At 40.3% G+C, this 5,047-nt stretch carries 8 protein-coding genes and 1 pseudogene; all 9 read right to left on the bottom strand.

Translation table 11 applies throughout. The annotated features are described in order from the left end of the window. Positions 1-319 precede the first annotated feature (319 nt). Complete coding sequence (locus IM456_RS22125) at positions 320-1,006, bottom strand: helix-hairpin-helix domain-containing protein (protein WP_287693065.1); 687 nt, start codon at positions 1,004-1,006, stop codon at positions 320-322. Positions 1,007-1,012: 6 nt separating this feature from the next. Continuing rightward, complete coding sequence (locus IM456_RS22120) at positions 1,013-1,366, bottom strand: NINE protein (protein WP_149988621.1); 354 nt, start codon at positions 1,364-1,366, stop codon at positions 1,013-1,015. Then, positions 1,363-1,575, bottom strand: coding sequence for a hypothetical protein (locus IM456_RS22115; protein WP_002761887.1), 213 nt, complete (start codon positions 1,573-1,575; stop codon positions 1,363-1,365). Before IM456_RS22115 ends, IM456_RS22120 begins: the two co-directional genes overlap by 4 nt. Positions 1,576-1,629: 54 nt before the next feature. Beyond that, the gene (locus IM456_RS22110; RefSeq protein WP_149988626.1) at positions 1,630-1,911 is read right to left on the bottom strand and encodes a DUF2470 domain-containing protein; all 282 of its coding nucleotides are present in this window, start codon (positions 1,909-1,911) and stop codon (positions 1,630-1,632) included. A 91-nt stretch (positions 1,912-2,002) separates the two neighbouring features. Then, positions 2,003-2,272, bottom strand: a complete 270-nt coding sequence (locus tag IM456_RS22105; protein WP_172970580.1) for a hypothetical protein — start codon at positions 2,270-2,272, stop codon at positions 2,003-2,005. An 85-nt stretch (positions 2,273-2,357) separates the two neighbouring features. Beyond that, complete coding sequence (locus IM456_RS22100; protein WP_149988629.1) at positions 2,358-2,837, bottom strand: hypothetical protein; 480 nt, start codon at positions 2,835-2,837, stop codon at positions 2,358-2,360. Between the two features lie 136 nt (positions 2,838-2,973). Continuing rightward, positions 2,974-3,867: an ABC transporter ATP-binding protein gene (locus tag IM456_RS22095; RefSeq protein WP_002798898.1), complete on the bottom strand. Its 894-nt coding sequence runs from the start codon at positions 3,865-3,867 to the stop codon at positions 2,974-2,976. Positions 3,868-4,005: 138 nt separating this feature from the next. Continuing rightward, entirely contained in the window at positions 4,006-4,779 is a 774-nt protein-coding gene (locus tag IM456_RS22090) for an ABC transporter permease (RefSeq protein ID WP_125730268.1), read from the bottom strand. Between the two features lie 84 nt (positions 4,780-4,863). Further along, a pseudogene (locus tag IM456_RS22085) lies at positions 4,864-5,047 on the bottom strand (zinc ribbon domain-containing protein); the annotation flags it as partial.

Raw genomic sequence — 5,047 nt, 5'->3', positions numbered from 1 at the left:
TGGGAGTGAGGGGGGGAAAATTCAGGTACTTTTTCTCTGAAAATTAGGTAATTGACCAGATGAGAATCGGTAAAAACCTACACCCCACACCCCACACCCCACACCCTGTCCCCACGAAAAACTTTTTGCCGCAAACCCTATTTAGATATTTTATACAATTTTATGCCTATTTTTCTCATTTTTGAACTATCAAAAATTAATTATAGCAGTTTTCATCAGAATGAGGCATGGGCAAGGGGCTTAAGCCCCTTGTTGGCAAAACTTGTCGATACCTCAGTAACGTGAAAAGTGCTATATGCAAGAACTCTAATCAAGCTAATTAGAGCAATTGCTGATAGGATTTTAAGGGAATACCTGTCCGGTTTCTCACTTCGATGGCCGAACGATAGACACCGTTTTTTTCTCTTTCGGCGACAATTTTATCGGCCACGGAAAAGTCAAGACCGAGATTGACTAATTCCTCAACAGAGTGGTAATTTAAACAACGCCAAGAAACGTCAACTTCTTGGCGAATATCGTAGGCAAAGATAATCAAAGGTTCCAATTTTTTGAGATAATTTTCTGGTAAACCAGCCAGGAAGTGTAATTCTTCTAAATGGGTAAAAATATGTCCTTCATTACGGACAGAAACGATATCATTGGCATAGACAATCGGCAACCCTAATTTATAAACCAGATCGTTGGTGGAACAGCTGTTAATATCAATTTTTTCGAGAGGAGAGGATGACTGTCTGGAATCGGTTCTATTTGCCGAAGCTATTGGATGGGAATTAAGCTGTTGACGGATGTATAAACCCAGGCCGATTTGGGCAAACCAAATTACGAGAAAAGACTCTTGTGTAAGGAAAATAAGGGAGATAATTGTCAAAGCAATGCCGATGGATAACCAGCTTTGGTTATTAGTTTTTTTGCCAGCATTAGCAATGGCAAGCCCACCGAAAACTGGGACTAAAGACAGCCAGATCCACTCGGAAGATTCGGGAGGGCGAGGAGAGAGATTAGACATATTTTTTTAAAGAGAATCTAAATATTTTCTGCGTTTTTCTTCGTATTCTTCAGCAGTAATAATTCCCTGATCGTAAAGTTTTTTAAGCTGGAGTAAAGTAGCGGTTTTTTGCTGGCCTGATTCCGGCAGTCCTCGCTCTGTATTGCTGGGGAGATAGTTAGGATTGTATTTAGCATCAAAAGCTTGATCTGACATGATGATTAAACCAATAAATTCAAAAAAAGCAATGATGCCGGGGATAAAAGTCCAGAAGAAAAGTAGATAAAAAATACCTGCCAAATTTTCCCCTAGATAAAACTTATGGATGCCAAGATAACCAAGAAAAAAGGCTAGTAAAGCCGCTATAGTTCTATTTCTCATAATTTTTGAGATTTCCCTAATTTAGCCAAAAGAAAGTATAAAACCACGATGCCTGTCTGTAATTCCAAGAGAGTAATATAACCCTTAACTAGATAATTTAATTCTAGGGAGGAATTAAAGGCAAAAACTAGCACACCCAAGACTAAAAAAGGCAGTAAACGCCAGCCAGACTTGGGTATTTTTATTCCCGTACTATTAACCTGATTCATGGGCTAATTCTCTAGGTTGGTCTTTTTCGGTGATAGTCGCAAAATCGGGCTTTGTCAAGGGGTGGTTTGATTAACTTTTAGCATCTCAATGAGAATATTATGGGCATCCTTGGCTGATTCTAGGGTGCGCTCAAAAGGTATTCTAATTGTTTGACTCTCCCCTAATTTTTCTACGGCTAAATCCATGCCTTGGGGATCGATGGAGAGCATTTGAGCAGTTTCTGCATCGGTAATATTACCGTAAACTTGAGCGTAGAAAAGCACGGCATCACCGTGATCCTTGTTCATGTGTTTACATATGCGATCGCTAATGGCGGGAGTGATAGTTTCAGACATAATATTCCCGAAAAAAATCGATAATAAGGTGGGGACGGATAAAAGCCAGTTCTAAATCGAGGCCAATGGGGGGGATATTAGTTAGGGTAGCTTAATTAATCGCTAATTGCCAGATAATTTGGGCGTGGGCATGGCAGACATCAATAATAAGTTTAATATTATTTTCTTGACAAAAATCCTTAATTGTGCATCGATCTAATTGGGGTCTGCTGAATAAATCTAAAAACCTTGTTGGATAAGACTTTTGGACTTTTTTCCCCTCAAAAAGTGCCAGCCATTGCGGGGATCGGGGGGAAAATTCTGGGACTTTTTCCCTGAAAATTAGGTAGTTGACCACCTGAAAATCGATAAAACCCCACACCCCACCTGCCCCCCCGATGTCGGGTAGGGTTGGGGGGCCACACCCTGCCACCACCGAAAAGCTTTTTCAGCACACCCTATATATTTTATCGTTCACAACCGACAACAGAAGCGGTGTAGGTATTACCGATGTGCTGAATACCATTGACAAAAAGATTGACTAAGAAAGGTTGATCATTTGCCCGTACTGTGGCAGTAATTGTTAAGGGTTTATCGGGTTCGATTCGTACTCCATTAGTATTAAAAAATTCCTCGTTAGTTTGATCGCTATACTTGAGAAACAGCCGGATATCAAAGGAGGCAGCCCGGGGAACAGAAACCGTAACGATAAACCTCTGAAAACTTCTACCCCCCGGAACTGCCCAATCGGTATTCCAATTATTACGAGTTATGGTGACACCGAAAGGACCTGGAATAGTGGGTTGCGAGACGGTTTTGGTAATGTCACTACCTTCACCCCCTAATAAAGAAAGTGGCCGACAATTTTGCGATGCTGCCGGTAGATGTGAGCTTAATAATACCGCCGATAGACTCAATAACCCAGTGATAGAGGTTAATTTCATCATTGATTTTGTCTCCAATTAATAGAACCTATCTAAAAATTATAGATGATCATGACGGTAAAAAAACGGCGATTTATCTTAATTGAGGTCAATTACTGAAAAAAATGCCGAACATCAACCTTAATTTTCAAAAACGGGTTTAAAATTGATTCATAATTTCCATATAAATATGTTCTAACTGTATCGTCTGACGGGAGATAGAATCAATATTAATGCCATCGAATGCCTGAATAATCTCGCTTAATTCTAGATGTTCATGTAACCAAAAAGCTAAATCTTTTCCGTAAAATTTAGGAGTAAATCCTAATTGTTTACCTCGATTTATTGCCGCTTCTTGATCCTGGGTATCCATGATAATAATTTCTTTCGCAGGAATATGCTGACGCAGCTGATTTAAATTACCTTCGGCAATAATACGACCTTGTTTTAAAATCCCGATACGTTGACAGAGACGCTGTGCTTCATCGAGGAGATGGGTAGTTAATAAAATTGTCATTCCCTGGCGCCGTAATTCTCCGATTAAATCCCAAATTTCATAGCGAGATTCGATGTCTAAACCAGTAGTTGGTTCATCGAGAATTAATAATTTTGGCTGATGAACAATAGCCACGGCAATATTCATCCGGCGCTGCATTCCACCGCTTAAAGTTTCCACCGGACTACGGGCGCGATCAAGCAAATTTACTGCGGATAAACTGGTTTTAATCCGATGACGACGCTGGTGGCGATCAAGTCCATAAATCTGAGCAAAAAAGTTGAGATTTTCCTCACAAGTAAGGGATTTGTACAACAAATTTTCTTGCGGGGCAACCCCAATTAATTCTTTAGTAACTCTGGAAATTGGCAAATAATTAAAGGTAATTTCTCCCGATGAGGGTTTTAATAAATTACAAATTAAGTTAATAGTGGTGGTTTTTCCCGCACCATTGGGACCGAGTAAACCGTAAATTTCCCCCGCTTCAATATGAAAGTTTAATTGATCTAATACTAAGCGTCTTCCGTAATTTTTTTTGACATTATTAATAGTCAGCATTTTTAATAAAGTAACAAGGATAGTCAGGAGTCAGGAGTCAGGATTAGGGAGTGGAAGATATGGGAAGACAAATTAATGAATACTCTTGCCTTTTCTAACTGATAACTGATAACTGATAACTGATCACTGATCACTGATTTACAGTCGGCGTTCAAGGTTTAACATTTGTCGATAGGTAAGCCAACCACCTGCTACCATAGCTAGAGCAAAAAGACAGAGAAAGCGAAAATGAGAGCTAATATCTTGTAGATTTTCGCCCTTTGCCCAAACAGCAATTAAAGCTTCATTCATGTGGTAGATCGGGTTATATTTAGCCAGAGATAGAATATTGTCGGGGAATAAAGCAGTTGGGAGAAAAACGCCGCCTAAAATTAATAAAGGAACCCCAAAAGTTCCCACCAAAGCATTAACATCTTCTGTTCTTTTCGCCAGTTGAGTACCGAGGATAAATCCTAAACCCACATAGGCGGTGATACTAAGGAAAATAATTAATAATTCTAGAGGAATTGAGCCTTTAAAAGTGGCTCCATACTGTTTAGCAATAGAATAAACTAAAATTGTCTGACAAGCGGCAATCGCACAATGGGCGAGAAAAATGCCGATAAAATAGGAAACACCGCTTAAAGGCGATAAAAATAACCGTTTAATCGTTTGTTGTTCCCTTTCTGCCACTACCGTCGCCACGGTTCCCCCCAAACAACTAAAGAAAAGTGCCGCCCCGACGAGGGTGGGAGGAGTGGCCAGAGCCATCGCCTCGGCAAGCTCAATTTTGCCTTTTTCTGCCATAATATAGCCATTTAAGAGCAGGACAAGGATCGGGAAAATGCCCCAGAGGATTAAGCTACGCCCGCGCCGGATTAATTCTACTAAAATTCGTTGAGCGATCGCTAAAATTTCCTGCCAATATTTCATAGAATGTTAGTGTAATTGTTTCTCCCTGTAGAGAAATAAGTTTTTCTACTTTCGACTTAGGCTTATTTTGACATACTCCCACCGTCAAGCTACGCTGTGACGGGGGATTCTTTCCACATCGCTGTTAGAAATTCCTTGTTCAACGAGACAGCTTAGATTCTCAATGTCTCCACTGAAAACCCAGAGACCGGACTCTCCCAAGGCGTTTGGGTCGGTTTCTGTTTGCCCAACAGTACCGTTGAGATGATTTCCCAAATATTGTAACCCT

The sequence above is a fragment of the Microcystis sp. M079S1 genome, assembly GCF_020246425.1.
In the GTDB taxonomy this organism is placed as follows: domain Bacteria; phylum Cyanobacteriota; class Cyanobacteriia; order Cyanobacteriales; family Microcystaceae; genus Microcystis; species Microcystis aeruginosa.
Note: the sequence above shows the minus strand (reverse complement) of the source record. Positions and strands in the feature narration are given on the sequence as shown.